Source organism: Dyella sp. 01N448, assembly GCF_056399225.1.
The window spans coordinates 23,903-47,309 of the sequence record NZ_JBFTQX010000020.1; the positions used below are offsets into that span (position 1 = coordinate 23,903).

Sequence of the window (23,407 nt, forward strand, 5' to 3'; positions counted from 1 at the left end):
CGCGACAAACCTGCGGAGCGAGGCACCCGGGTGTGGCAATGGCAGCCGATCGAAGCAATCGCCGCCGAGCCATTCCTTCAATTGAGAAACAACCTCTCCGCCAACTTCGCCAGCGGCTTCTCCATCGCATTCTGCAAACGCGGCGGCAACTCCAGCGGCTTGAGCAGCATCTTCACCGTCATTTCCGCGGGGATATTCCGCCGCAGCAGGTCTTGTGCGCGGCCGGTGACGCGCTTGAACTCGGCGTGGTTGTCCTTGTGCTGCGGATAGCACTGGTCGAACACGTGGCGCAGCGCGATGTCGCTGTCTTCGCCGCGGATTTCGTTGAGGCGACGCAGGATGACCCGGAATATCTTGTAGCGACCGAAGCCCTCGCGTTCGCGATACAGGCGGTAGTGCTGGTAGAAATTCTTGTAGTGGCGGACTTCGTCGCTCTTGATGTGACCGGTGAGCTGCTTGAGCACGGGTTCATCGGTGATGTCGTTGAGTGCGCGGTAGAGGCTGGCGGTACCGGTTTCCACCACGCAGCGCGCGGCAAGTTCCAGGCCGCGGATGGGTTCCAGTTGTTCGGCGGTGCACACCGCGCCGTACTCGGCCCAGAACGCGGCGAAGCCCTTGTCCCAGTCGAATTCCGGCCACACCGCTTTCACATAGGCGGCAAGGGCGCGGCCGTGCTGCAGTTCCTCGTGTTCCCAATGCTGGCTGAGCCAGGTCTGCAGGGTCTCGTCACCCGCGAAGTGGTCGACCAGATTGTGCGTATACAGGTCCGAACCGCTCTCGACGAAGGAGGCGCTGCACAGCAAGAAAAACAGGTCTTCGTTCTGGCGTACACGTTGGATGTCGATCCGACTGAAGTCCAGGCTTTCGAGGGTCCAGGGCAACGATTGGGCATAGCTCACGCGGGCTTTCCTGTGCGGGGGGCCGAAGGGCTGGCTTGACGCGGGGCACGGCGCCAGCCTGGCATGACGATCGTGTGACAGCATACGACGAGACGGCAACGCGGGATTAACGAGCGCCGACCCGCGGGGCTGGCGGGTGGCTCAGCGCACCACGGTCACCGGCACGTGGGCGCGCTCGAGCACGTCGCTGGAGACCGATCCGAGCAGCCAGCGCGCGAGCGCGCCGCGCTCGGTATGGCCGATCACGATGTGATCGATGGCGTGGTTGCGTACCTGCTCCAGCAGGACATCGCCGGGGCTGCCGCGCACCACCTCGGCGTCGATCAGGGACGCCGTGCCCGGCACCAGATCCTTCACTTCGTCGAGCAACTGGGAGCAACGCTTGCCGCCCTGGTCGGCGATCATCAGCGTACAGGTGTCGGCGCTCCCTTCGGTCAACTGCAACACCGACACCACGCGGACGCGGCCACCGGTGGCCTGCGCCAGTTGCACGGCAAAGCGCAGCGCGCGTTGCGATGTGGCGGAGCCGTCATAGCCGACCAGCGAATAGTTGGACATGCGCTACCTCGGGCACAGGCAGGCTTGCTGTGTCGGGCACGGGTGCGAGGCGGCCCAAGGCAGATCGGCCTGCGGTTTTCTCGGATCTTGAGGGTCAGCGTAATCCTCGCCGCGCGCCTGCGCTACGGGTGATGCGCCCAATCCATGCGCGCTCATCAGGCGGCCGAAACACAGGGCTTCCCCAGGCGCAACGTACGGGCACGACAGGCTTTTTTAAGCCTTGAGCCAGCATTGCTTGCGAAGCCGTTAACGAAGCATCCAGCTATTTGCACACTGCGTTCACGGGAACTGCCGACCATGGAGGTGCTACGGCGGACAGGTGCACGCTGACCACAGTGGCTGACGTCGTCCGAAGTCCTCATTCACTGCAAGGAGATGAAAATGATCAAGCGTTCAATGGGTATGGCGGCTCTCGTACTGGCTTGCGCAGGCGCCATGTCGATGGCACCGGTATCCGCAGCCCGTGCGGCCGAAGCCGAAGTGAAGTGCGATCTCTCCTTCAGCATTTCCGGATGGTCGCTCATCTACAAGCATGCCTCGGGCAGTGGCACGGTGGTTTGCAATAACGGCCAGAAGTCCAAGGTGAAGATCTCGGTCAATGGCGGCGGCATCACCGCCGGCAAGTACCGCATCGACAACGGCAAGGGTGACATCACCCATGTGCGCAGTATCGACGATGTGTTCGGCACCTATGCGCAGGCCGGTGCCGAAGCAGGCGTGGTCAAGAGTGGCGAGGCCCAGGTGTTGACCAAGGGCACCACGTCGCTGGCCCTGCATGGCAGTGGCGAGGGCGTGAACCTCGGCGTTTCGGTGGGCGCGTTCGAGATCGAGCGCGAATAAGTCACCGTTGCAGGCTCGATGCAGAGGGTGCCGCATGGCGCCCTTTGTTTTGCTGCGCGTAAACTGGCCCGGAATTCTTTCGGAGTGTCCCGATGCCTCGCCTCTCGTTCCTGTTGATGTTGAGTCTGCTGCTGGGCCTGCTGGCTCCGGCCTATGCCGACGCGCCCGCCGCCACGCTGCCGCAGGTCGGCCAGAAAGCGCCTGATTTCCACCTGCAGGACCAGAACGGCAAGTGGCATACGCCGGCCGATCATCAGGGGCGTTGGGTGGTGCTGTACTTCTATCCGAAGGACTTCACGCCCGGTTGCACCACCGAGGTCTGCGCGTTCCGCGACGATGTCGCCAAGCTGCGCCAGCAGGGTGCCGACGTGCTGGGCGTGAGCCTGGACGATGTGAAATCGCACGCGGACTTCGCCGCCAAGTACCACGTACCGTTCCCCTTGCTGTCCGATGCCGACAGCAAGACCGCGCAGGCCTATGGCGTGCTCGCTTCCAAAATGGGCTTCAAGTACGCGCGCCGCACCACCTTCCTGATCGACCCGCAGGGCAGGGTTGCCAAGGTCTATGAGGATGTGGATCCGGAGAAGAATTCGGCCCAGGTGCTGGCCGATCTCGCATCGCTGAAGGCGTCTTCCTGATGCCGTTGATGCTGCGTAGCGAAACCCGCCGCGACGGCTTCGCGCTGTGGCGCATCGTGACCTGGCTGATCCTGCTGCTGGCGGCCTATGGCTGCATGCAGTACGCGTTGCATGTCACCCAGTTGTGGCGTGTGCTGCAGCCGCTGCCCGCGTCCAATACGGGCGACATCTTGCAGCTGCACAAGATGCTGGCCTGGGATGTGCTGTATTTCGTCGCAGCGCTGGCGCTGGTGGTGATCTGCGCGGGGGCGATTCTTCGCCAGGGCTGGGCGCGGCCTTCGCTGCAGCTGGCCAGTGTGCTGCTGGCGGTGGGCTGGGGCCTGGTGGGTGGGCTGATGCTGTTCCTGCAGTGGCGCGACTTCAGCCAGGCGGTGGCGTTGACCAATGCCCAGGACTCGCTCGATACCGCCTCGCAGATGGCGATGGCGCATATGCGCCGGTCATTTCTGATGGCAGTGGGGATCAAGTTCGTAGGTGTGCCGGTATTGCTGTGGCTGGCCTGGTGGCTGGGGCGCCCGTCGGTGCGTGCCCAGTTCCGCTCGCGACGCTGAGCACGTTCGGTTCAGGTCCGGTTGCCGCGGCGCGGGTTATCGCTGCGGCATCGATTGCTCCGGGCCCTCCCATGTTCCTGCGCCGCCTGTCCCTCCTCGCCACCCTCTCGCTGGCCAGCGTGGCCTTGCACGCGCAGGACCTGGCGACCACCTGCCACGCCACCAGCAGTTACGACCTGACGATTGCGCCTGATCGTCTCTTGTTCGATCGCTCGCAACCCTTGCCACGCCAGGTGGAACTGCGCGATGGCAGTCTGCGCACCGATGGCAGCAAGGTCGCCCTGCGTGCGGACGAGCAGGACCGCCTGGCCTTATTCGAGCGTGAGTTACGAGCCCTGGCGCCTCGCGCCAAGGCGGTGGCAGCCAATGGCGTGGACATGCTCGCGGCCGCCATGCACGACGAGGGCACCCGCCTATCGCTGGACCCCGCGACACGGGCAGAACTCGACCGCCGCGTGGCGTCCCGCGCGGCAGAGCTCAAACAGCGCCTGGCGGCCAGCAACAGTACCCACGACTGGCAGGGCAACCTGGCCGACCAATACGCCAACCAGCTGGCCTCTGACCTGATGCCCTTGCTGGCCAATGATCTCGGCCAGCAGGCCATGAATGCCGCCATGACCGGCGATCTGCAGGCGGCGGCCAACCTGCGCGATACGGCCGGCGACCTCACCACCCAGCTGCGCCCCCGTCTGGAGCAGCGCATGCAGGCCCTGGGGCCGCAGGTCCAGGCCTTGTGCCCGGCAGTCCAGCGGCTGGCCGAGCTGCAGCAGGGCATCCGCGGTACCGGCGGCCAACCCCTGAACTTGCTGGACGTGGGTCAGTAAAACCCCGGCTGAGCGAGGGTTCTCACGAAGCCTCAGATTAACCCTACGCTAAGTGGCGAAGGACGAGGATGGCGCCTGCATTCGCTTTTAGCTCAGCAGGAGGCGACTTCGTGTCGCGTGCACCGCAATACAACGCCCTTATCCGGCGTGGCATCGATGACCGGGACCTGTACCGCAGGGCCCTGGTCCAGGTTCGCGAACCGGGACTGCAGGCCTTGCTGGCCGAGAACCTGCACACCCTGGACGCCCTGATCGGCGACCTGCAGGCACAGATGCATGCCGCGGGCCGCACACCGGCCAGGCACGGCACGCTGCCTGGCGCCGTGCGCGGGGCGCTGGCCGACATGGTCACCGGCATGGCCTCCAACCGCGATTCGGCCTGGGTCCACTATCTGGCCCGCCACGAGTGCGCTCTGCTGAGGAGTTTCGAGCAGCAGATGGCGCTGGCCTCGGACGAATCGGCGCGCGTGCTGAGAGTCCAGTTGTCGCGCCTGCACGGCATCCATAAGGATATGCACTGCCTGGCCGGTACCACCCACGGTTGACCGGTCGCCCATCGTAAGGAGCGCGCGTGCCGACCCCCACGGACGTGTTGGATTTCTGGTTCGCCGAAGATTCGCAGGCGCACTGGTATGAGCGCGACGACGCTTTCGACGCGGCCATTCGCCAGCGCTTTGGCGACACGCTGGACGCGGCCCGGCGCGGCGATCTCGATCACTGGGCGCAAACGCCCGGGGGCTGGCTGGCCCTGCTGATCGTGCGCGATCAGTTCAGTCGCAATCTCTATCGCGACGACGCCCGCGCGTGGTCGGCCGATCCCATGACGCAAGTGCTTGCGCTCGATGGCATCGCGCGCGGCGACGACCAGCGGCTGACGCCGATGCAGCGCGTCTTTGCCTATATGCCGCTCGAACATGCCGAGAGCCTGGTATTGCAGGTGCACTGTGTGCACTTGTTCGAACGGCTGGTGGCCGGTCAACCAGCGTCGGAGCGCCCGTGTTTCCAGAACTTCGTTGATTACGCCCGTCGCCATCACGATGTGATAGCGCGGTTCGGCCGGTTTCCCCACCGCAACGCCGTCCTCGGCCGTCTCGATACACCTGCGGAACAGGCGTATCTTGCGACTCCGGAATCGGGTTTCTGAGCGTCACCGACGACACGGAGTTGATCATGCGCCGCTATCTGTTCATTGCCCTGTTGCTGTTGAGCGCAAGCGCCACGGCAGCCAATACCTATCGCGTGGGCAGCGAGGTGCTGACCGTCGGCGACAGTGCGGTGCGCGCCATGCAGCTGATGGGCAAGCCGGATTTCAAGGAGCCGGTGCAAAGCGACTTTGGCGGCTACCAGGGCGAGCGCTGGCAGTACATGCGCGATGACGGACGCGTCGTCATCATCACCATCCTCAATGGCAAGGTGTCGGACATCGCCGACCGCTCGCGCTGAGCGATGCGTCATCGACGTGAACGACGACAGCAGGCGATGCCTGCCGACAGCAAGCCGCGGCCGTAAACCCATGCCGTGATCGGATATCGCATCGCTAAGGTGACTCTCCGTGCCACGTGCACACGGAGAGGGACGAGCGATGCGTCGAACCATGTGTCTGAGTGTCCTGTTGTTCGCGTGCGCGGCTCACGCAGGCAGCGGAACCTTGCGCGTCGGCAGCCAAGTGCTGGTGGTGGGCGACTCCGCCACGCGGGTCCTGGAGCTGCTGGGCAAGCCGTCGTACCGCTCGCATGCCGCTTCGTCTTCGAGCAGTCACCGGGGCAGCCGACGCAGCCGCAGACACGGCGGTCGATCGACATCGTCGGGCGGCGAGCAATGGCAGTACCGGCAGGGCAGTCGCGTCGTCACCATCGTGGTAGCCGACGGCAAGGTCAGCGCGATCCGCGACGATGGCCACTGAGTGAGATGGCGGCGCGGCCGCCGCTCATGCGATAACTGTCGCGAGGGAAGGGAGATCGCGTCATGTCCGAAACGTCTGCATCGGCGCAACGCCGCTCGCCAAGCCTGCTGCGCCCGCACCAGCCGGGCACGCACGGCAAGGTCACCAATATCGAGCTGTTCTTCGATCTGGTGTTTGTCTATGCCGTCACGCAGTTGTCGCACACGCTGCTGCGCGACTTGAGCGTGCTGGGCGCCGTGCACGTGTTGCTGCTGTTTCTGTCGGTCTGGTGGGTATGGATCTTCACTGGCTGGGTCACCAACTGGCTCGACCCCGATCGCTTTGCCGTACGCCTGCTGGTGCTGGCGCTGATGTTCGCGGGTCTATTGCTGTCGGTGGCGCTGCCCGAGGCATTCGACGGCCACGGCCTGATGTTCGCCTGCGCCTACGCCTCGATGCAGGTGGGGCGTTCGCTGTTCATGGTCTGGGCGTTGCGGGTGTCGACACCGGCGGCGCGCCTGAACTTCTATCGCATCACGCTATGGTTCGCGGTGGCGGGCGTGCTGTGGGTGATGGGCGGCCTGGCCTCGGACCAGGCGCGCCTGGCCTGGTGGGCCGTCGCGTTGGGTATCGAGTACGTGGGACCGGCGGCGTATTTCTACGTACCGGGGCTAGGGCGATCCTACACGCGCGAATGGGACGTGGAAGGCGGCCATATCGCCGAGCGTTGCAGTCTGTTCGTGATGATCGCGCTGGGCGAATCCGTGGTGGTGATGGGCAGCACGTTCGCGGAAGGCACGCGCACGGCCGATCTGTGGTTTGCCTTCATCATGGCGTTCGTCGGCTGCGTGGCGATGTGGTGGATTTACTTCGACCTCGGCGTGGAGCGCGGCAGCCGCTCGATCATCCAATCGACCGATCCGGGACGCACGGCGCGGCTGGGCTATACCTATCTGCACCTGTTGATCGTGGCCGGCATCGTGGCTTGCGCGGTTGGCGACGAGCTGAGCCTGGCGCATCCCCTCGCCACGGCGCAAACGGCGCAGATCGCCGTGTTGCTGGGCGGCCCGGCGCTTTATCTGCTGGGCAATGCGCTGTTCAAGAAGACCGTCAACAACACTAATTTTCCACTGTCCCATCTGGTGGGGTTGGGCTTGCTGGCGGCCCTGGCGTGGCCAGCGCATGCGCTGCCAGTAGTGGCGCTGGCGACGGCGACCACGCTGCTGCTGGTCGGCGTCGCGCTGTGGGAAACCATCTCGCTGCGCAATCTGCGGCGTGAGCTTTACGCCGCTGAAGCGCAGGAGTAACGCGCTTACGTCGCCGCGCGGCTGCGCAAATCGTCGAGCAACTCCTGCGCCGTCCATGCACGCCGCGCCTGTTCGACCTGATGCACCAGCTCGACCAGTCGCGCATTCACCGGTGCGGCGACACCGTGCGCCGCGGCCAGCCGCACCACTTCGCCGTTGATGGCGTCGACCTCGGTGGAGCGGCCACGTTCAAGGTCTTCCCACATCGACGAACGCGCCACCGGGTCGATCGCCAGCAGGCGCGAGGCGAGCCGGCGGAACCAGCTGTCCGGCATCTCCAGCACGCGCGGCAACCAGGCTGGCGGCAAGGGCGTGAGTTTGGCTGGATGCATGTCTGCGGCATCGAACACCGTCAGCGCTTCGCGTTGGGCCAGCGCCAGGCAACGACGCCAGTCGCGCTGGGAGAGTTGTTCCTTCAAGGGCAGGTTGGACAGCGCGTTCAGTGCGTTGTTTAGGTTGAGCAGCAGCTTGGCGGACAACACCGCGGGCATATCGCTGCGCGCCAACAGCGGCAGACCCGATGCTTCGAACACGGGCAGAAACGCCGCCAGCGCTTCGTGCGCCTCCACCATCAGCTCGCCGCCGGAACCCTGATGGAAATCGCCGGGAATGCGCTGAAGCACGTTGAACGGCACCATCCCGGCCAACACTGGATGACCGGGCAGGGCATCGCGCAGGATGGCGGCGTTGTGCAGGCCATTCTGGAAACTCACCACCGGTACGCCGGGAGCAATCACTTCCGCCAGCTCACGCGCCACCGTTTCAGTGGCCGACGACTTCACGGTCACCAGCACCAGGTGCGCTTTCGCCGCAGCGAAGGGATTGACCTGCAATTCCACATCGCGTGCGGCGACGTGTTCATGGCCGCCCAGCAGGTCGCTCCAGTCCAGGCCGTGGATGCGCCAGGCGTCGATGACGCGGCGGCGGCCGATGCAGGTGATGCGTGCATTGTCGTGCAGCCGGGCGCCGAGGTAGCCGCCCACGCTGCCCGCGCCGTAGATGGCGATGCGGGGCAGGGCATGCACGCTCATGCGACGGCCTTGGCCGCGGCGCGACCGGCGATGCGTCCGGAAAACAGGCAGCCGCCGAGGAAGCTGCCTTCCAGTGCGCGATAGCCATGCAGACCGCCACCGCCGAAGCCCGCCGCCTCGCCCACGGCATATAGCCCTGGCATCGGCTGACCATCCTGGCCGAGCACGCGCGCATCCAGATCGGTTTCCAGACCACCCAGCGTCTTGCGCGTGAGGATGTTCAAACGCACCGCGATCAGCGGGCCGTTCGCCGGATCCAGCAGGCGATGCGGCTTGGCCACGCGTACCAGCTTGTCGCCGCGATAGCGACGCGCGTTGTGGATGGCCATCACCTGGCCGTCCTTCGTGTACGGATTATCGAACTGGCGATCGCGTGCCTCGATCTCCCGGCGGATATGCTCCAGGTCGAGCAGCGTGTTGCCGGCGAGTGCATTCATGCCGGCGACGAGTTCTTCCAGCGTGTCGCGCACGATGAAGTCGCGGCCATGCTGCTTGAACGCTTCCACCGGTGCAGGCGCGCCCTTGCCGACCGCGCGCTTGGCGACTTGTCGCCAGCTCTTGCCGGTGAGATCGGGATTCTGCTCCGAGCCCGACAAGGCAAATTCGCGTCGGATGATCTGCTGGTCGAGGATGAACCAGCTGTAGTCGTGGCCGGTGCGGCGCAGATGTTCCAGCGTACCCAGCGTGTCGAAGCCTGGCCACAGCGGCCCGGGCAGGCGGTTGCCGGCGGCGTCGAACCAGAACGACGAAGGGCCCGGCAGGATGCGGATGGCATGCTTGGGCCAGATCGGGTTCCAGTTTTCGATGCCCTCGACGTAGTGCCACATGCGATCGCGATTGATCAGACGCGCACCGGCGCTTTCGCTGATGCCCAGCATGCGGCCGTCCACGTGCGCGGGCACGCCGCACAGCATGTGCGCGGGCGGCGGTCCGAGACGTTCCGGCCAGTTGCGCCGCACCAGCGCGTGGTTGCCGCCGATGCCGCCCGCCGCCACGATCACTGCCTGCGCGCGCTGTTCGAAATCATGCAGCACGTCGCGCGAACTCGGCTTGCCGCGCGCCATGCCGTCAGCCGCCAGCACCTTGCCGCGCACGCCGACCACGGCGCCGCCTTCCACCATCAATTCATCCACGCGATGGCGGAAGCCGAATTGCAGCAGGCCTTTGGCCTGGGCTTCGCGGGCACGCCGTACGAAGGGTTCGATCACGCCGGGCCCGGTGCCCCAGGTCACGTGGAAGCGGGGCACCGAATTGCCGTGGCCGATGGAACCGTGCCCGCCGCGTTCGGCCCAACCCACCACCGGAAACCAGCGCATGCCCATGGCGTGCAGCCAGGCGCGCTTTTCGCCGGCGGCAAAGTCCACATAGGCCTGTGCCCAACGGCGCGGCCAGTGGTCTTCGGGGCGATCGAACGCCGCCGTGCCCATCCAGTCGGCCAGCGCCAGGGCATGCGAGTCACGCACGCCCATGCGCCGCTGTTCCGGCGAGTCGACGAAAAACAGCCCGCCGAACGACCAGAACGCCTGTCCCCCCAGGCTTTGTTCCGGTTCCTGCTCGAGCACCAGCACGCGCTTGCCGGCATCGGCCAACTCCGTGGCGGCCACCAGCCCGGCGAGGCCGGCTCCCACCACGACCACATCGCACCCTTCCCGCATCCCCCGCCTCCCCGTGGCGATTTGCGTCTCGGGAACTTAGCGTGCCTGTCGGCGCATTCCTATGCGCGCTGCGTCATAGCCAGGAAGTCCCGATAGCCCAGAAGTCTCGGGTGACTGGTGGCACGGCATGACCTCAAGCCCATGCCCGCACTCATGCCGTGCTGCATCGTGGCGATCGAGGCCCACGGCATGTGGCACACGGAAGGGGAACGACATGCGTACCACCATGATGGCTTGCGCGCTGGCGGCGGGACTGGCGTTGGGCGGCGCGGCGCACGCGCACGATCTCGAAGTACATGACGGCCATTGCGGCTATTCGACCGCCTACGATGTGCAGGTCATGCCCGGCGGCATCGGTTTCCACCGTAATGACGGCAAGCCCGCCGACGTGTTCATGCACGACGGCCACTTGCGCGTGGATGGCCGCGACGTGGCGTTGAGCGGCGAAGATGCCGCACGCCTGCGTGACTACGAGCAGCAAGTACGGCTGCTGTTGCCGGAAGTGGCCGACGTCGCGCGCGAGGGCGTCAACATCGGTTTTGCCGCGATGCGCACCGTGCTGATGACGTTCGCCGAAAACGACGACGAGCGCCACCGCATGGTGGGACGTCTGGATGAGAATCATCGCCTGGCCTTGGCACGCGTCGACGACGGGCTGGGCAAGGGCGTGTGGAAATCCGACGACATGGAAGAGGTCGTCGAAAAAAGCGTCGAGAATTCCGTCTCCGACCTGGTTTCCAAGGTGGCTGGTGAGGCCGTCTCGGCGGCGCTATCCGGTGACCAGAGCAAGGTGGCAGCGCTGCAGGCGCGGGCCGAGTCGCTGGACAAGAGCATCGACCGCGAAGTGAACAAGCGCGCCGACGAACTGGACAAGCACGCCGATGCGCTGTGTCCGAAGCTCAGTTCGCTGGACGCCCTGCAACACCAGTTCCAGTTCCGGCTGCAGGATGGCTCGCGCCTGCAGCTGCTGGCCTACGACAAGAAAGAACATAACAAGAAGCTGATGACAGCCACGGACAGTGCCCGCGCCGGCGGAGGCGAATCCGCGCACTGATCCTTCGTCAGGGCTCCCCTGCCAGACACTGGACCGCGTCGGTGCTGTCGACGCGGTCATTTTTCGTGGGCGAAACAGAACCTTGATTGTTGCGCTGGTAGTCTCTCGGGGTTTTTTCGTTGAGAGCACCGCCACTCATGCACGATCTTCTGGCCCGTCTGCCCCTTTCCGAAGCCACCATTTCGGTGCTTATCAATATCGGCCTGGCTATCTTGCTGCTGCTGATCGGCGTATGGCTGGCCGCGCGCGTGGCCAATATCGCCCAGCGCGCCATGCATCGCGCGAATGTGGACGTGACGCTCAGCGGTTTTTTGCGCAACCTGATCTATGGCGTGCTGATTGCGATGTTGATCGTGATGGCGCTGCAGCAGGCCGGCGTGCCCTCGGCGCCGCTGGTGGCTGCGCTGGGCGCGGGCGGCCTGGCCATTGGCCTGGCCTTGCAGGGGTCGTTGAGCAATCTGGCCTGGGGCGTGCTGCTGATCGTGTTTCGCCCGTTCCGGGTGGGCGATTACATTCAGGCCGGCGGTGTGGAAGGCACGGTGGAAGCGGTGAGCCTGATGCACACCATGCTGACCATGCCCGACAACCGCGAGGCGGTCGTGCCCAATGCCAAGATCGGTTCCGACGCCATCATCAATTTCAACCGCCGCGGCACCCGCCGCTTCGAGCTGAAAGTACGCGTCGGCTACAAGGATGACCTCGGCAAGGCGATGGAGTTGATCCGCGGCCTGTTCGACGCCGATGCGCGCATCCTGAAAGATCCTGCGCCGGGCGTATGGACCGAGAGCCTCAGCGACAGCGGCGTGATGCTGGTGCTGCGCGCCTATACCAAGAGCGCCGATGGCTGGGGCGCGCAGACCGATCTGTTGCGCGCGCTCAAGGAGCGTTTCGAGGCGGAAGGCATCAGCCTCGCCGCGCCTCAGCAGCAGCTGGTATTGCTGCAAGGACGCCCGTCGGAGCAGACCACCTGACGAAGTGGAATGCTGCGGCCGGGATCGTCGTTGCGGCAGGCCCGGAATAGCTAGACCAAAGTCTTGCATACGTATGCGAATGGTGCCTTCAAACGATCCAAAAGCGTCCAGAACGCGGTCTCGTTCGCTATCATTGAAAACCTTACGCGGCCGTCATCCCCGCCGGCTCGCCATCGCCATCCGTAGGAGCAACCATGGCCGACCTTAAAGAAGCACGCGTTCCCGATATCGGCAGCGAGAACGTGCCGGTGATCGAAGTGCTGGTGAAACCCGGTGACAAGGTCGCCAAGGAACAAGGCCTGGTCACGCTGGAATCGGACAAGGCCACCATGGAAGTGCCGGCCCCGTTCGCGGGCACGGTGAAGGAAATCAAGCTGAAGGTGGGCGACGAGGTGTCCGAGGGCGCCCTGATCGCCATCATCGAAGCCGACGGTGAGGCTGCCGCGCCTGCTCCCCAGCAGGCTGCCGCGCCGGCCAAGGCCGAAGCGCCCGCCAAGGTCGCTGCTGCGCCGGCCCCTGCGCCGGCTGCCCCCGCACCGGCACCTGCTGCGGCTCCCGCCGGCGGTGGTGGCGTGCAGGAAGTGAAGGTGCCCGATATCGGCAGCGACGACGTGCCGGTGATCGAGATCCTGGTGAAGGTGGGCGACACCATCACCAAGGACCAGGGCCTGATCACGCTGGAATCGGACAAGGCCACCATGGAAGTGCCGGCCCCGTTCGCGGGTGTGGTGAAAGAGATCAAGGTCAAGATCGGCGACGAGCTGTCCGAAGGCAACGTGATCGCCCTCGTGGAAGCTGCCGGCGGTGCCGCTGCGCCCGCACCGGCTCCCGCTCCCGCACCGGCTGCCGCCAAGGTCGCCGCGCCGACGGTCGAAGAAAAGCCGGAGCCCGTCGGTGGCCGAAGCGTGCTGCCGGGCAATGCGCCGGAAGGCGACGTGGCCCCCACCGCGCGTCCGCCGTTCGATGCCGGCATCGTGATGCCGGGTGACGCCCCGTACGCCAGCCCCGCCATCCGCGCTTTTGCGCGCGAGCTGGGCGTGGACGTGCGCCAGGTGAAGGGCACCGGCCGCAGCGGCCGCATCCAGCGCGAAGACATCACCGGTTACGTGAAGCACGCACTGGCGTCGGGCGCACGTCCCACCGGTGCACCGGTCGCCGCAGGCGGCGGTCTCAACCTGTTGCCGTGGCCGAAGGTCGACTTCAGCAAGTTCGGCGAGATCGAAGAGAAGCCGCTGTCGCGCATCCAGAAGATCTCCGGCGCCAACCTGGCGCGCAACTGGGCGATGATCCCGCACGTCACCCAGCACGAAGATGCCGACATCACCGAGCTGGAAGCCTTCCGCAAGAAGCTCGGCGAAGAGAACAAGGATCTGAAGATCACCCCGCTGGTGTTCCAGATCAAGGCCGTGGTTGCCGCGCTGAAGAAATTCCCGCAGTTCAACTCCTCGCTGGATGTGTCGGGCGAGAAGCTGACCCTGAAGAAGTACTTCCACATCGGCATCGCGGTGGACACGCCCGATGGCCTGGTGGTGCCGGTGATCCGCGACTGCGACAAGAAGGGCCTGCTGGATCTGGCCACCGAACTGGGCGAGATCTCCAAGAAGGCGCGCGACAAGAAGCTCGGTCCGAACGACATGTCCGGCGGCTGCTTCTCGATCTCCTCGCTGGGCGGCATCGGCGGCACCTCGTTCACGCCGATCGTCAACGCACCGGAAGTGGCCATTCTTGGCGTGTCCAAGGCGTCCATGAAGCCGGTGTGGAACGGCAAGGAATTCGCCCCGCGCCTGATCCTGCCGCTGTCGCTGAGCTATGACCACCGCGTGATCGACGGCGCGCTCGCCGCGCGCTTCGCCACCTACCTCGCACAGCAGCTGGGCGACATCCGCCGCCTGCTGCTCTGACGCGCTCTTAGCTCCCTCTCCCCTCCGGGGAGAGGGCTGGGGTGAGGGGCCAATCTTGCGTCGGTCCCTCACTGCGTAGCGAAAAGAAATTCAAGGATTCCCCATGGCAAGCACCATCGAAATCAAAGTCCCCGACATCGGCGGTCACGACAACGTGCCGGTGATCGAGGTGCTGGTGAAGGTCGGCGACACCGTCGCCAAAGAGCAGAGCCTGATCACGCTCGAGTCGGACAAGGCCACGATGGAAATTCCGTCGAGCGCCGCTGGCGTGATCAAGGAACTGAAGGTCAAGGTAGGCGACGAAGTGTCCGAAGGCGCGCTGATCGCGGTGCTGGAAGTGGCCGATGGCGCCGCCAAGGCAGAAGCGCCCAAGGCCGCAGCTGCCGCACCGTCGCCCGCTCCGGCCGCTGCCGCGCCCGCGCCGGCACCTGCTGCAGCACCGGCACCGAAGGCCGCTGGCGCCTCGGGCCGCACGCCCGACATCGAATGCAAGCTGGTCGTGCTCGGCTCAGGCCCGGGCGGCTACACCGCCGCGTTCCGCGCCGCCGATCTCGACGTCGATACCGTGCTGGTCGAGCGCTATGCCGCGCTCGGCGGCGTCTGCCTCAACGTGGGCTGCATCCCGTCCAAGGCGCTGCTGCATGCGGCAGCCGTGATCGACGAAGCCGAGGCCATGGCCGCGCACGGCGTCACCTTCGGCGCGCCCAAGCTCGATCTGGACAAGCTGCGCGACTTCAAGACCAAGGTGGTCGGCAAACTCACCGGCGGCCTGGCCAGCATGGCCAAGCAGCGCAAGGTGCGTACCGTGCAGGGCGTCGGCACCTTTGTGTCGCCCAACGAAATGGAAGTCCAGACGGCCGAAGGCACCAAGCTGCTGCGCTTCGAGCACGCCATCATCGCCGCCGGTTCGCAGGCCGTGCGCCTGCCGGCCTTCCCGTGGGACGACGAGCGCATCATCGATTCGACCGGCGCGCTAGAACTCAAGGACGTACCGAAGAAACTGCTCGTTGTCGGCGGCGGCATCATCGGCCTGGAAATGGCCACGGTGTATTCCGCGCTCGGCAGCGAAGTGACCGTGGTCGAGTTCATGGACCAGCTGATCCCCGGCGCCGATGCCGACCTGATCAAGCCGCTGGCGCAGCGCCTGGCCAAGAAGCTCAAGGGCGTGCACCTCAAGACCAAGGTGGTCGAGGCCAAGGCCGGCAAGAAGGGCATCGAGGTCAGCTATGAAGGCGAAAGCATTCCCGAAACCACCGTGTTCGACCGCGTGCTGGTCGCCGTGGGCCGCTCGCCCAACGGCAACAAGATCGGCGCCGAGAAGGCTTGCGTGGCCGTGACCGATCGTGGCTTCATCAACGTCGATACGCAGATGCGCACCAATGTGCCGCACATCTATGCCATCGGCGACCTGGTCGGTCAGCCGATGCTGGCGCACAAGGCCACGCACGAAGCACGCGTGGCGGCGGAAGTCGTCGCCGGCATGAAGAGCTACTTCGATGCACGAGTGATCCCGTCGGTGGCATTCACCGATCCGGAAATTGCCTGGGTCGGCGTCTCCGAGCGCGAGGCGAAGGAAAAGGGCCTGAAGATCGGTGTGGGCAAGTTCCCGTGGGCGGCCAGCGGTCGCGCGATCGGCATCGATCGCACGGAGGGCTTCACCAAGCTGATCTTCGATGAGGAAACCCATCGCATCGTGGGCGCCGGCATCGTCGGCCCGCACGCGGGCGACCTGATCAGCGAGCTGTGCCTGGCCATCGAGATGGGCGCGGAAGCGGCCGATATCAGCCTCACCATCCATCCGCATCCCACGCTGGGTGAATCGGTGGGCATGGCGGCCGAAGTCTACGAAGGCACCATCACCGATCTCTATATTCCGAAAAAGAAGAAGTAAGCGATCGCTGGTGATGCACACGAAGAGCCCGGGGAAATCCCGGGCTCTTCTTTTCTGCGATCAGTTCGATTCGGTGAACTGGATCGACGGCGTGGACCCGCCGCTGGCGGTGCAGCTGCCGAGGTTGAGGTTGTTGCTTTCACCGGTGGAGCCGGAGTTGGCCACGCAGGACGGCACGGCGGTCGAGCCGTCGGTCACTGCGAGCTTCACGGTGATGGAGGAGCCGCTGTTGAACTGGGCTTCCGAACCGCCGGCATTGCCGACCACGTTGAACTCGCCGACCTTCCACACGCTGGCCAACAAGAGCACGCTGTCCTTGCCGCTGGAGCTATAGGCCGTGGTGCCATTGGTGAAGACCACGGTGTCATTGCCACCAGCGGTGACGGTGCCGGTGAGCTTCACGTTGCCCAGCTGCGTGGCCGCTACATCGGGTGCCGACGCCGCGGCGCTGTTCTTATAGCAATCGCCTTCACCGTCGCTGCCGAAACCGCTCGGGCAACGCGAACTGCCCCAGCCGATCAGCCAGTACTGCATGAACACGGCCGCCGAACCCTGCACCTCGTAGTCAGGCGCGTAGACGAACTGCTGCCACACCGTGCAACCCGAATGGCTCTTGCACACCGACGTGGTGTCGTCGAAGCTCGAATTGATCTGCAGCGAGTATTCGTTTGCGCCCAGGATGCCGCCGCCGCCATAAGCCGCCACGCCCACACCCTTCTCCGAGGTAACACCCGTCACCGACGGGAAGCTGCCCACTGCCTGGGTGATCAAGCTGCTGGTCTGGATGGTGTAGTCATTGCCGTTGCCCGCGGTTTGCGCAGCGCCACTATTGAACAGCTTGAAGCGCGGCACCGGCGCGACGCGCGGCTGCAGCGCGTGGCAGGCAGCCTGGTGCCAGATGACGCTGGGATAAGTGGCTTGGAAACAGCCTTCCGACGGCGTGGCGATGTGCGCCATGCTCTCGCGCCAGCTGGCCTGTGCCTGTTCTTCCAGCGAACCGATGCGGTTCGCCGTCTGGGCGGAAACGACGGCAGGCAGGCAGGCGGCGGCAATCAGGCCGGCAAGAACAGCGATCTTGGTTTGTGCACGCATTGATTTCTCCCTGATACGCGAATAGCTATTGGTTTCGACCCCGGGGAATTCCGGTGGCCGATCACAGGCAACAACTAACCCTCACGCCAGCAACGGAACGTTGCGGCGCGTCACTTGCGGTTGCGTTGATCCTTCCGGACGGAAGGAGTTGGAGCGATCACGTTTCGATCACGAACACTCAGAAAACCCAGTGACGGCGAGTGCTCTGCCGGGTTTGGTAACGCATAAAAATCATTGTTGCAAATCGAAATAAAGTGCGTCCGCCGCTGTAAGCAATTCGACAGCAAGCCCTGCATCGATCAAAGCGACGCGAGCTATTGAGTACAAACAAGTTCTTGTTTCGCGCATTAGGTGAACTTGCGCGTATCGATTTCCATGCTGTCGCAAAATTGCACGGACGCGAATGGCGCCATTGCGACGCCTTGAGAAAACCTGCCTCGACCTGCTTCGCGCATGTCGCAGAGTGCTTAAAACAAGCGGTTTTCGTGATGCCGGCAATGTCTGTGACGTGCTGCGCACTTTGCGCACAGCAGCGCGTCGAGTTGTGACTGGTTCGTGAAGTCTTTCGACGCGATGCATGGGATGCGAGTCACGCCGCATGCAGTGCGCAGTTTCATCGCGTTGTATTGCAGGGTGACTGCGATCAAGTGAAGCGATGTGGCGCCACCGCCATGCGACGGCGCCATCAGCTGCTGAAGTCGATCAATGCTCAGTCTTCGCCAGTGCAGCCTTGATCGGCTTCGACGCGTCTTGCAGGTACGCGATGGTCTCTTTCGAGCTGTTGATCATCTGCTGCGACACACTGAGGAATTCCACCGGGTCGACATCCCTGCCCAGGTTGATGCGCGTCTGCAGGTTGATCATCCGCGGCGCGTCGAGCGCCACCGTCGCGTTGTGCGTGGTCCAGCTGGCGGTATCGCGTACGGCGGCGTAAGCGGCGGTGTACCGATGCAGGCGCGCAACTTCGATCCACGTGGCCGACTGGTTGGCGACGGCGACGTCCCAGGCCTGCGTGTTGAAGGTGGGCCAGTTGATGCTTAGCCGGAAACCTCCGTTCAGCTCGCGGATGTGCTTGTTGATCTCGGCATCCGGCAAGCCCTTTTGCACGTCATCGTGGATCGCCTTGTCGATGGCGATCAGTGGCGCAAGCCTTTTCTCGTCGGTCTGGATGGTCGACTGGATGTCGCGCAGCATGGTGTCGAGCTCCGAATCGATCTGCGTGCTCGCATACTCGGCGGCGTGCCGGTGGTGCGCGCCCTCGATCCACTGTTCCAGGCCCAGCGCGGTCAGGATACTGAGCACGATCATCAGGTAGTGCTGCAGGAATTCGCGCAGCGAATGCATCTTCACCTTGGGGACTTCGAAATGCATGTTGAATTCTTCCATCGCGGTCATCAAACGCGCGGTGCCGCGGGCACCGCATTCAAAGGTTGGTTTCGTAGCCCAGCCGATTCAGCATGGGCTGCAGGATAGGCAGGACCGGCTCGAACATCTCGCGATAGGCGTGCCAGCGATTGACCGCCTTGCGATGGATACCCTCGGTGACCTGCGCGTAGCTGGGCGTGCTGATGTAACCCTTCGCCTGCGCGTGCTCGGCAAAGCGCGCCATCGGCGTGCTGTCCTCCAGCTGGAGGAATTGGCCGAGCTTGGCGACGTGTTCGTCGAAGCGGGACACCACCGATTCGTAGCGCCACTCAAGCACGCGCGGCGCGAATACTTCGACATGGCCAAACCAATGTTCGAAGGCATCCACATAGCCACGCGCCAGCCGCTCCAGCGACGAACACAGCACCATGAACGCCGGCGAGCGAAAGGCCTGCATATAGCAACTCAGCAGGACGTCGCAGGGATGGCGCAGGCACAGGATGATGCGCGCTTCCGGGAACAACCGCATGATCATCGGCAGGCACAACATGTTCAGCGGATTCTTGTCGACCAGCTGCCGATCGCCCAGGTCGGGCGCGACCCGCCGCACGACATCGGCGTAGATGCTGCGTAGCTGCTCCGCATTGCCCTGGGTGAGTCCGGCAAGATCGGCGGGATAGGACTGCCCCGCCAGCTGCATGCGCTTGATCAGCTCATAGATGAAAGCGCGCTCATCCATCGAACGAAAGTGTGGATGGGCGTCGAGCATCTGCTCAAGCAGGGTGGTACCCGAGCGCGGGAAGCCGACGACGAAGACCGGGCTGGCCTCGCTGCGCGGTGCACGCAGGGCAGACCAGCGATCATGCGCCAGCCGGCTGACGGTGTGCTCCACCATCTCCAGCGGCTGACTATCTTCCTCCAGCATCTCCGGCACGAAGTCGCTGGCAAAGCGCAGCTGCGCGGCATGTGCTTCCTGCAGTGCTTGCCAGGCCTCATCGTGCCGACCCTGCTTGTCGCGTATGCCGGCGAGGCTGAAGGCGGCATTGGCCTGCAGATGGGCGTCGCTGCGCTCGCCCTGCAGTTGTGCGAACAACTGCGCGGCCTGCTCGCGCTCGCCGTCACGGGCCGCCAAGTTGGCGTGCACCTGGATGCCGGCGTGGCGCAGCTCCCACTCGGCTGGCGGCAGCGAGCTCAACATGTCCAGCGGCAATTCGCTCAACTCGGCGCGGGCCTCCTCAAGACGATTGCTGCGCTCGTGCATCGAGGCGCGCAGCGCCGTGATCCGTCGCATCAGGGAAATGCGCTCTGGCCCCTCGGGCAGGATGGCTTGTGCCAGGCTGTGGAAGGCGCTGTCCTGATAGCCCAGGCTCGACAGGATGGTGGCCAGGATCAAGGCCTGTTCGGCCGTCTGCGCAGGCCACGCGTGCGCGCCTTCAAGCATCACCTCGGCACCGCGGGTGTCGCCACAAAAGTGGCAGGCGTAGGCGGCCTGCAGGCGTGCCTCGATGAAGGTGGGCGCGAGTGTGACGGCTTCGAGCAGGATTTCTCGGGCCAATAGCCAGCGCTGTTGTTGTGCGTAGAGCAGGCCGAGGTTGTAGCAGACCTCCGCTTCGTGCGGCGCGAGCTCCAGGGCCCTGCGCAGCGCCTCTTCGGCGAGGTTCAGCTCCGACGTCTGTCGGGCGACGATGCCCAGGTTGTTCCAGTACGCGGAGACGTCCGGACGCCGCTGGGTGAGTTCGCGGCAAAGGACAAGCGCATCGTTGAGGTGACCTGTCGCCTGCTGCGCGGCGCTGAGCAAAAGCAGGCTGGTTTCATCGGCCTGGGACAGCTTGCCGATCGCGCGACCCAGTTCCAGCACGCGGGACATGTCGCCAGCGTTATAGGCGGCAAGCATGCTGGCCGCCAAGGCAGTGGGCGATGGATGTGCAGACGTGCTCATCGCCCGATCTTAACAGCGGTGTGGCCGCAGCGAGAGCCGTTGCCGTATCGACGTTGTAGTTCAGGCCGTTCTGGTACACCAGCGGCGGAATGCGACCGCTGAGGTTGTCGATGCCCAGGTCAATCTTCGTGTGGATCGCCGCCCACTCGTAGCCTGCCTGGATGTTGTGGTACGTGATGCCACCCATCGGCATGGACACGGCCTGGCCGGTATCGGCGTAGGACGTGAGGTTGTTGAGGTGGTTGATGTAACGGCTCTGCCACTGGGCGCTCCAGTTGCCCAGTGCCCAGTTGATCGTCAACGCACCGCGCCAGCGGCTGATGTTGCCGAACTGCTGGGTGTAGGTGCCGGCATAGTTGATCGTCTCGGCACCCGGTGCGCCCGGCGTGGCGTCGTTCTTGAACGTATCGATGTACGTACCGCTGAGCGACGTCTTGAAGTTACCCGGGTTCACGCCGGCCACATCGAAGTGCGGGATGGCGTAGTTCAACGTGAAGTCGACGCCGCTGGTGCTGAGGTTGCCCAGGTTGACGTACGGCGTGTTGACGTAGTTGATGCCACCCGGGATCGAGGTGCCGGTGCCGTAGCGGTTGATGAAGGGGCAGTACGGGCTGCCGTTGTCGGCGTAGCACTCATTCAGCACGGTCTGCGCCTGAATGATGGTCAGCATGTCCTTCAGCGTGATGCGCCACAGATCCACCGTGCCCGACGCGCCTTCCAGCCAGCTCGGCGAGTAGACGAAGCCCAGGTCATAGGACTTGCCCTTTTCCGGCTTGAGCGTGCTGCCCACCGTCGCCGCACCCGAGTAGTGACCCGCAATCTGCGTATTGAGGGTGCTGGTGTAGTTGGTGTTGGGCGGCATGAACTGACAGGCCGCTGCGTGCTGCTGCAGCTGGGCTGCCGACAGGTTGTAGCACGGGTCGTTGACGGTCGGGTTGGTGATGGTCTGGCCGTCATACAGCTCGTCCAGGTTCGGCGAGCGGAACACCTGCGAAACGGTGCCGCGGACCAGCAGGTCCTGGATCGGACGATATTCCACCGCGAACTTGCCGTTGGTGGTGGTGCCGGTGGTGCTGTAGTTGGACGTGCGCAGGCCAAGGTCGACGTTCAACGAGTACGCCCAGGGCTGTTCGGAAAGCAGCGGGATCAGCGTTTCAGCGTAGATTTCCTTGACGTTGATGCTGCCGCTGGCCGGCGAACCGCAGGCTTCCTGCAACACCACGCAGGTGCCCTTGGAGATGTCGAGCAACGCATCGCTGGTGACGGTGTAATCCATCGTGTTCTTGCGATACAGCACGCCGGTGGACAGCTGCATGGTGCCGGCGGGCAGATCCCACAGGCCGCCCGACGCGTTGGCCTGCACCTGCTTCATGGTCTGCGTCATGGCGTAGACCGGGTTGCTCACGCCATTCTTGAGCTGTGCGGTAACCGCCGGATCGGCCTGGTCGAAGATATTCGCGCCCGCATCGATCGATGCCTGCAGGGCGGGAATGTTCACTTCGTTGAAGTTGGTCTGCACGCGATGCGTGCGGCCGTAGTCGACGCTCGCATCCCAGATCCAGCTGTTGTTGCCACCGAAGTCGCCACGGAGGCCCGCATTGACCTGCTGGTTATCGGTGCTGAAGGTGTGCACGCGATTGCCCACGCCGGTGAGGCGCGTGCTGATCAGGTTGTTGCCTGCCACCGCCGGATCACCGAATGGCACGCCGAACGGGTTGTTCGGATTGTTCGCGGCCACCGACCAGCCGTCCGTACCGCTGGTGGGTGCGGGCGCGTCCTGGCCGGACGAATGCGTGTGGTTGTAGAACGCATCGCCGAAGAAGGTGACGTGGTCGTTGATCTTGTAATTGCCGAGCACGAACAGGTTGGTGCGCTCGGACTGGGTCTGGATGTAGTTGAAGGCGTTGTAGTTGTAGACGTCGCTGGCGTTGTTGAAGCAGCGATAGTCACTGGGGCTGCTGCCGTTGCCGCTGGCCAGGGTGAGCAGGCCGGAGGTGCAACCCGCGGGCAGGTTGGGATTGCCCGCAGGCAGCTGGAACTTGCCGGTGGGAACCGTGTGCGAGCCGGAGATCTGCGGGCCGGAGCTGTACAGCGACAGCTGATGCGCCGAGAAGCTGCGACGCGTGGCGATCACCGGATCCTGCTTGTTGTAGTCGATGCCCGCGACGATGTTGCCCTGGTCGCCGGTGGCGCCCACGGTGAACTGGCCACCATGACGCTGGCCATCGCCATGCGAGGAGATGCCGTCGTTGACGCTCAGCTCGGCGCCCTTGTAATCCTTGCGCAGGATGAAGTTCACCACGCCGCCGACCGCGTCCGAGCCATAGACCGTGGAGGCGCCGTTGGCCAGCACGTCCACGCGCTCGATCATGTTCTGCGGGATCATGTTGAGATCGGGGTTGGCCAGGCGCTGGCCGTCGATCAGCACCAGGGTACGGTCGGTACCCAGGCCGCGCAGCGATACGCGTGCTGCGCCGTCGCCGCCTTCCAGCGTCGGGCTGGCGACGCCGCCGCCGTTGCTGTTGTTCTGCGTATTGGTCGCGTTGCCCGAGACACTGGGCAGCTGCTGGATCACATTGCCCAGCGTGGGCGAGCCGTTATTGGTGATCGCCGTGCGATCGATGGTCACCACCGGGTTGGCGGTTTCCGCGTCGACGCGGCGGATCAGCGAGCCGGTGACCGAAACAGCAGTAAGCGTCTTGGCCGTGGACTTGCTTGCGGCCTGGTCGGCGGTCCCCTGAGTCTGTGCGTTCGTTTGGGCCTGGTCGCCCGTTGCGTCCTTGTTTGCGACGTCCTCGGCCTGGGCCATCACGGCCGTGGAAGCGATACCTACGGAAAGCGCTAAACGTACCGCTATCGATAGTCGATTGTAATTGGACTGCATGGTTGTCTCCCCGAATTCGTAGGCAAAAGAGTCCCCGCTATAGGCGCCTAGACGTCTACAGGTGTTGCACCGCTTGATGGGTTCCCCGAGTCCACTGTTTCAGGAAATAGAGATCGAGACAAGAC

21 protein-coding genes are annotated in these 23,407 nt (G+C 64.5%); 13 read left to right on the top strand and 8 right to left on the bottom strand.

Features of this window, described 5'->3' with window-relative positions; all coding sequences use genetic code 11:
• Positions 1-77: 77 nt before the first annotated feature.
• Together AC1DKY_RS19810 and AC1DKY_RS19815 are read right to left on the bottom strand one after the other, a co-directional pair.
• Positions 78-899, bottom strand: coding sequence for a ferritin-like domain-containing protein (locus tag AC1DKY_RS19810; RefSeq protein WP_441605377.1), 822 nt, complete (start codon positions 897-899; stop codon positions 78-80).
• Positions 900-1,040: 141 nt separating this feature from the next.
• Complete coding sequence (locus AC1DKY_RS19815) at positions 1,041-1,457, bottom strand: universal stress protein (protein WP_441605378.1); 417 nt, start codon at positions 1,455-1,457, stop codon at positions 1,041-1,043.
• 381 nt (positions 1,458-1,838) lie between these two features.
• Between AC1DKY_RS19815 and AC1DKY_RS19820 the strand changes: the two genes are divergently transcribed.
• The 9 genes from AC1DKY_RS19820 to AC1DKY_RS19860 all read left to right on the top strand — a co-directional run bounded on the left by AC1DKY_RS19820 (position 1,839) and on the right by AC1DKY_RS19860 (position 7,499).
• Complete coding sequence (locus AC1DKY_RS19820; RefSeq protein ID WP_441605379.1) at positions 1,839-2,297, top strand: hypothetical protein; 459 nt, start codon at positions 1,839-1,841, stop codon at positions 2,295-2,297.
• Between the two features lie 92 nt (positions 2,298-2,389).
• Complete coding sequence (locus AC1DKY_RS19825; RefSeq protein WP_441605380.1) at positions 2,390-2,935, top strand: peroxiredoxin; 546 nt, start codon at positions 2,390-2,392, stop codon at positions 2,933-2,935.
• Entirely contained in the window at positions 2,935-3,486 is a 552-nt protein-coding gene (locus tag AC1DKY_RS19830; protein WP_441605381.1) for a hypothetical protein, read from the top strand. The genes AC1DKY_RS19825 and AC1DKY_RS19830 overlap by 1 nt, the downstream gene beginning before the upstream one ends.
• A gap of 71 nt (positions 3,487-3,557) precedes the next feature.
• The gene (locus tag AC1DKY_RS19835; RefSeq protein WP_441605382.1) at positions 3,558-4,310 is read left to right on the top strand and encodes a DUF2884 family protein; all 753 of its coding nucleotides are present in this window, start codon (positions 3,558-3,560) and stop codon (positions 4,308-4,310) included.
• A gap of 110 nt (positions 4,311-4,420) precedes the next feature.
• Entirely contained in the window at positions 4,421-4,855 is a 435-nt protein-coding gene (locus AC1DKY_RS19840; protein ID WP_441605383.1) for a DUF2383 domain-containing protein, read from the top strand.
• A 26-nt stretch (positions 4,856-4,881) separates the two neighbouring features.
• On the top strand, positions 4,882-5,454 hold the full coding sequence (locus AC1DKY_RS19845; RefSeq protein ID WP_441605384.1) for a DUF924 family protein: 573 nt from the start codon (positions 4,882-4,884) through the stop codon (positions 5,452-5,454).
• A gap of 26 nt (positions 5,455-5,480) precedes the next feature.
• Entirely contained in the window at positions 5,481-5,753 is a 273-nt protein-coding gene (locus AC1DKY_RS19850) for a DUF2845 domain-containing protein (RefSeq protein ID WP_441605385.1), read from the top strand.
• Between the two features lie 151 nt (positions 5,754-5,904).
• Complete coding sequence (locus tag AC1DKY_RS19855; protein ID WP_441605386.1) at positions 5,905-6,213, top strand: DUF2845 domain-containing protein; 309 nt, start codon at positions 5,905-5,907, stop codon at positions 6,211-6,213.
• A gap of 62 nt (positions 6,214-6,275) precedes the next feature.
• Positions 6,276-7,499 carry a low temperature requirement protein A gene (locus tag AC1DKY_RS19860; protein ID WP_441605387.1) on the top strand — a complete coding sequence of 408 codons (1,224 nt, stop codon included), beginning with the start codon at positions 6,276-6,278 and terminating at the stop codon, positions 7,497-7,499.
• A gap of 5 nt (positions 7,500-7,504) precedes the next feature.
• Here AC1DKY_RS19860 and AC1DKY_RS19865 read toward each other — a convergent pair whose 3' ends face one another.
• A complete protein-coding gene (locus AC1DKY_RS19865) occupies positions 7,505-8,530 on the bottom strand; it encodes a 2-dehydropantoate 2-reductase (RefSeq protein WP_441605388.1) in 1,026 nt (341 codons plus the stop codon).
• On the bottom strand, positions 8,527-10,185 hold the full coding sequence (locus tag AC1DKY_RS19870) for an FAD-binding dehydrogenase (protein ID WP_441605389.1): 1,659 nt from the start codon (positions 10,183-10,185) through the stop codon (positions 8,527-8,529). Before AC1DKY_RS19870 ends, AC1DKY_RS19865 begins: the two co-directional genes overlap by 4 nt.
• A gap of 214 nt (positions 10,186-10,399) precedes the next feature.
• On the opposite strand from AC1DKY_RS19870, the gene AC1DKY_RS19875 reads away from it, so the two are divergent.
• From AC1DKY_RS19875 to lpdA, 4 genes are all read left to right on the top strand, one after another.
• A complete protein-coding gene (locus AC1DKY_RS19875) occupies positions 10,400-11,239 on the top strand; it encodes a DUF2884 family protein (RefSeq protein WP_441605390.1) in 840 nt (279 codons plus the stop codon).
• 137 nt (positions 11,240-11,376) lie between these two features.
• The gene (locus AC1DKY_RS19880) at positions 11,377-12,210 is read left to right on the top strand and encodes a mechanosensitive ion channel family protein (RefSeq protein ID WP_441605391.1); all 834 of its coding nucleotides are present in this window, start codon (positions 11,377-11,379) and stop codon (positions 12,208-12,210) included.
• Between the two features lie 194 nt (positions 12,211-12,404).
• Positions 12,405-14,111 (top strand): dihydrolipoyllysine-residue acetyltransferase, encoded by a 1,707-nt coding sequence (gene aceF / locus AC1DKY_RS19885; RefSeq protein ID WP_441605392.1) that lies wholly within the window; start codon positions 12,405-12,407, stop codon positions 14,109-14,111.
• A 103-nt stretch (positions 14,112-14,214) separates the two neighbouring features.
• Positions 14,215-16,002, top strand: coding sequence for a dihydrolipoyl dehydrogenase (lpdA, locus tag AC1DKY_RS19890; protein ID WP_441605393.1), 1,788 nt, complete (start codon positions 14,215-14,217; stop codon positions 16,000-16,002).
• A 60-nt stretch (positions 16,003-16,062) separates the two neighbouring features.
• Here the strand turns inward: lpdA and AC1DKY_RS19895 are convergent, their stop codons facing one another.
• From AC1DKY_RS19895 to AC1DKY_RS19910, 4 genes are all read right to left on the bottom strand, one after another.
• Positions 16,063-17,094 carry a hypothetical protein gene (locus AC1DKY_RS19895; protein ID WP_441605394.1) on the bottom strand — a complete coding sequence of 344 codons (1,032 nt, stop codon included), beginning with the start codon at positions 17,092-17,094 and terminating at the stop codon, positions 16,063-16,065.
• Positions 17,095-17,796: 702 nt separating this feature from the next.
• The gene (locus AC1DKY_RS19900; RefSeq protein WP_441605395.1) at positions 17,797-18,465 is read right to left on the bottom strand and encodes a hypothetical protein; all 669 of its coding nucleotides are present in this window, start codon (positions 18,463-18,465) and stop codon (positions 17,797-17,799) included.
• Between the two features lie 52 nt (positions 18,466-18,517).
• Positions 18,518-20,398, bottom strand: a complete 1,881-nt coding sequence (locus tag AC1DKY_RS19905; protein WP_441605396.1) for a tetratricopeptide repeat-containing sulfotransferase family protein — start codon at positions 20,396-20,398, stop codon at positions 18,518-18,520.
• Complete coding sequence (locus AC1DKY_RS19910) at positions 20,337-23,282, bottom strand: TonB-dependent receptor plug domain-containing protein (protein WP_477180035.1); 2,946 nt, start codon at positions 23,280-23,282, stop codon at positions 20,337-20,339. Before AC1DKY_RS19910 ends, AC1DKY_RS19905 begins: the two co-directional genes overlap by 62 nt.
• Between the last annotated feature and the right edge of the window lie 125 nt (positions 23,283-23,407).

Excerpts from the sequence above, each read along its gene's own strand:
- AC1DKY_RS19855 (WP_441605386.1), top strand. The coding sequence starts at position 5,905 with ATGTGTCTGAGTGTCCTGTTGTTCGCGTGCGCGGCTCACGCAGGCAGC.
- AC1DKY_RS19905 (WP_441605396.1), bottom strand. The coding sequence starts at position 20,398 with ATGAGCACGTCTGCACATCCATCGCCCACTGCCTTGGCGGCCAGCATG.
- AC1DKY_RS19835 (WP_441605382.1), top strand. The coding sequence starts at position 3,558 with ATGTTCCTGCGCCGCCTGTCCCTCCTCGCCACCCTCTCGCTGGCCAGC.
- AC1DKY_RS19820 (WP_441605379.1), top strand. The coding sequence starts at position 1,839 with ATGATCAAGCGTTCAATGGGTATGGCGGCTCTCGTACTGGCTTGCGCA.
- AC1DKY_RS19865 (WP_441605388.1), bottom strand. The coding sequence starts at position 8,530 with ATGAGCGTGCATGCCCTGCCCCGCATCGCCATCTACGGCGCGGGCAGC.
- AC1DKY_RS19895 (WP_441605394.1), bottom strand. The coding sequence starts at position 17,094 with ATGCGTGCACAAACCAAGATCGCTGTTCTTGCCGGCCTGATTGCCGCC.
- lpdA (WP_441605393.1), top strand. The coding sequence starts at position 14,215 with ATGGCAAGCACCATCGAAATCAAAGTCCCCGACATCGGCGGTCACGAC.
- AC1DKY_RS19860 (WP_441605387.1), top strand. The coding sequence starts at position 6,276 with ATGTCCGAAACGTCTGCATCGGCGCAACGCCGCTCGCCAAGCCTGCTG.
- AC1DKY_RS19880 (WP_441605391.1), top strand. The coding sequence starts at position 11,377 with ATGCACGATCTTCTGGCCCGTCTGCCCCTTTCCGAAGCCACCATTTCG.
- AC1DKY_RS19910 (WP_477180035.1), bottom strand. The coding sequence starts at position 23,282 with ATGCAGTCCAATTACAATCGACTATCGATAGCGGTACGTTTAGCGCTT.
- AC1DKY_RS19850 (WP_441605385.1), top strand. The coding sequence starts at position 5,481 with ATGCGCCGCTATCTGTTCATTGCCCTGTTGCTGTTGAGCGCAAGCGCC.
- AC1DKY_RS19870 (WP_441605389.1), bottom strand. The coding sequence starts at position 10,185 with ATGCGGGAAGGGTGCGATGTGGTCGTGGTGGGAGCCGGCCTCGCCGGG.
- AC1DKY_RS19825 (WP_441605380.1), top strand. The coding sequence starts at position 2,390 with ATGCCTCGCCTCTCGTTCCTGTTGATGTTGAGTCTGCTGCTGGGCCTG.
- AC1DKY_RS19900 (WP_441605395.1), bottom strand. The coding sequence starts at position 18,465 with ATGCATTTCGAAGTCCCCAAGGTGAAGATGCATTCGCTGCGCGAATTC.
- AC1DKY_RS19830 (WP_441605381.1), top strand. The coding sequence starts at position 2,935 with ATGCCGTTGATGCTGCGTAGCGAAACCCGCCGCGACGGCTTCGCGCTG.
- AC1DKY_RS19875 (WP_441605390.1), top strand. The coding sequence starts at position 10,400 with ATGCGTACCACCATGATGGCTTGCGCGCTGGCGGCGGGACTGGCGTTG.
- aceF (WP_441605392.1), top strand. The coding sequence starts at position 12,405 with ATGGCCGACCTTAAAGAAGCACGCGTTCCCGATATCGGCAGCGAGAAC.
- AC1DKY_RS19815 (WP_441605378.1), bottom strand. The coding sequence starts at position 1,457 with ATGTCCAACTATTCGCTGGTCGGCTATGACGGCTCCGCCACATCGCAA.